Origin of the sequence: Hydrogenophaga sp., assembly GCF_041633695.1 — a bacterium.
GTDB lineage: Bacteria > Pseudomonadota > Gammaproteobacteria > Burkholderiales > Burkholderiaceae_C > Hydrogenophaga.
The window spans coordinates 1-2,565 of sequence record NZ_JBFJMY010000537.1; the positions used below are offsets into that span (position 1 = coordinate 1).

2 protein-coding genes are annotated in these 2,565 nt (G+C 63.7%); both read right to left on the minus strand.

Features of this window, described 5'->3' with window-relative positions; genetic code table 11:
• Positions 1-28: 28 nt before the first annotated feature.
• Entirely contained in the window at positions 29-1,468 is a 1,440-nt protein-coding gene (gene fliD, locus ABYB95_RS21315) for a flagellar filament capping protein FliD (protein ID WP_372661641.1), read from the minus strand.
• 145 nt (positions 1,469-1,613) lie between these two features.
• Positions 1,614-2,565, minus strand: a 952-nt coding sequence (locus tag ABYB95_RS21320; RefSeq protein WP_372661644.1) for a flagellin, incomplete at its 5' end; no start/stop codon positions are given.

A 2,565-nucleotide genomic window follows, 5' to 3' on the forward strand; every position in this document is an offset into this window, starting at 1 on the left:
CGGTTGAGCTGGCGACGACCGATGGCGCTCAAGCTGTGCTCTTGTTCCAGAGGGTGATTTGCTGCGCAACGAAGGCGTTGATGCTGTTGAGCCGGGCCACGTTGGCGTCCATGGCGTTGTACTGTCGCAGCAGCCGCACCTGGGCGCGATCGGCGCGGTCGTTCACCTTCTCCTGCTCCAGCCCGTTGCGTTTGATGGCACTCTTCAACGAATCGTTCTTGTTGTTGATGAGGCCGCCGGTGGCGAGCAAAGCGGTGGTGAAGTCCTTGATCTTCAAACCAAAACCCTGGGTCGTGGCCTCGCCGGTGTTGGTGGTGAACAAGGCTTTGATGCCGGCCAGATTGCCCAAGGCGGTGTCGAGCTTTTCGGCCTTGATCTCCAGCGCACCACCGGTCTTCATTTCGATGCCCACATCGCTCAGACTTTGAAATGGCGAGCTGGCGGTGACCGAGCGCATCATGCCGCGCAACGCGTTTTGCAAGCCCACGGTGGTGGAGTCGCCTTGCAGCGGACCGCCCACTTTGCTGTCGGCGTTGTAGGCCGTGGCGTTGGAAATGGTCTGGTTCAGCGCGTTGTAGGCATCTACAAAGCTCTGCACGTTCTTTTTTGCCGCAGCGGTGTCGTTGTTGACCTGGATTTCCACCGGCGCCGTGGTCACTTGTGACAGCGTGATTTTCAGGTTGGGCAGCGAGTCGTTGAGCTTGTTGCTGGCCGACACCACCGCCACATTGTTGATGGTGGCGCGCGCGTTTTCGCCGGCTTGCGTGCGCGTCATGCCGTTGAAACCACCGGGCGGCGGGCTGGCCACCGGGTCGTACGACAGACTGGACAAGCCGGTGCCGTCGTCGTGCACGCCGTCGTCGTCGGTCACCTGGATGCGAAAGCCGTTCACTTCCCCTGTGTCCTTGGAGCGCAAGAGCAGGCGCTCGCCCGATGCATCGCGCAGCACGGTGGCGCTCACACCCGCGTCGGCGCCATTGATTTTGGCGGCGATGGCGCTCAAGGTGTCCTCGCCTGGGTTGATGGTGATGCTCACCGCAGAACCCGAGCCCGGGGCGAAAGTGCCACCGCTCCACTGGCCCAGCTCGATGCTCATGCTGCCCGAGCCGATGGGTGCGTCCACCGCCACGGTCGCCGAAGCCGTGGACTGCGCCTTGGCCAGGTTTTGCACTTCGATGCTCAGTCCATTCGTGGCGGCACCGGCTGAGGCGGTCACACTGACCGCAGCTGCATTCGACGACGTGGTGTTCACCGCGTTCCAGCCGTCGGCGCTGCCCAGCTTGGCGGCCGCGTCCTGCAGTTTCGAAACCTGGGACTGGATGGTGCCGTAAAGCGAGAGCTTGGCCTGGGTAGAGGTGGCCTGGGTTTTGAGCAAGTTGACCGGAGCGCGCTCCAGCGCCACCAGTTGGGAGACGATGCTTTGCACGTCGAGTCCGCTGCCGATACCGGGGGATGTGATGGTAGCCATGTGGGTCCTCCTCAGAAAGCCTTAACCGCACGCGGGGGGCATGCGGTTAAGGCTTGCAGAAACGCAAAATGCGGCAAGGCGAATATTCCGCCTTTGCCGCCGGGGCGCCACGCATGTTCGCGCGGCGGTGGGTGGGTTGCTGGGGTCATCGCAGCAGGGACAGCACGCCCTGGGGCAGCTGGTTGGCCTGGGCCACCATGGCGGTGCCGGCTTGTTGCAAGATTTGGGCGCGCGACAGGTTGGCGGTTTCCATGGCGAAGTCGGCGTCCACAATGCGGCCGCGAGCGGCCGACAGGTTTTCCGAGGTCACCTGGATGGTGGAGATCGCGTTCTCGAAACGGCTCTGGATGGCACCCAGCGTGCCACGGAAACCGTTCACCTGGCTGAGCGCGGAGTCGATGGCGGCAATGGCCCAGGAAGCCTGCTCGGCACTCGCCAGGCTCAGGTTGGCGATGCCGGTTTCGCTGCCGGCGACACTGAGTGAAGCGGTGGCGGGGGTGTTGCCGACGGACAGGCCGGAGTGTTCAACACCGAGCCCACCTGGTGAGGTGATGTCGATGCCCGCCGCGTCGCTGGACGTCAAGGTGATGGCGCCGGTGGTGCCATCTGCAACGGCGGTGACGCCGGTGGTGCCCGTGTGCAGGTTGATGGCGTCGGCGATCTCGGCGCCTTTGCTGGCAACGTCGGTGGCGCCCTCGCCCGGAGGTGATCCCCAGTCGCCGATGTCCACACCATTGATCACCAATTCACCTGGCGTGAGGCCATGAGACAGGTGAGGGCCAGCATCTTGCCCGATGCCGGTGACCGTTGTGGCGTAAGTCGTCGCGCCACCAGCGGAAGTTTGCAGCGTGCCCAGCGCGTTGAGGTTGATGTTGGCCACCGACCCCAGGGTGATGGTCTGGCCCTGGTTGGCGCCGACTTGGAAGGATTTGCTGGTGAAGCTGCCATCGAGCAGCTTGGTGCCGTTGAACTGGGTTTGCGAAGCCACGCGGCCGATTTCTTCTTTCAGCTGCACGGCTTCTGCCTGCAGAGCGGCGCGGTCGGTCGTGCTGTTGGTGGCGTTGGCAGACTGCACGGCGAGTTCACGCACCCGTTGC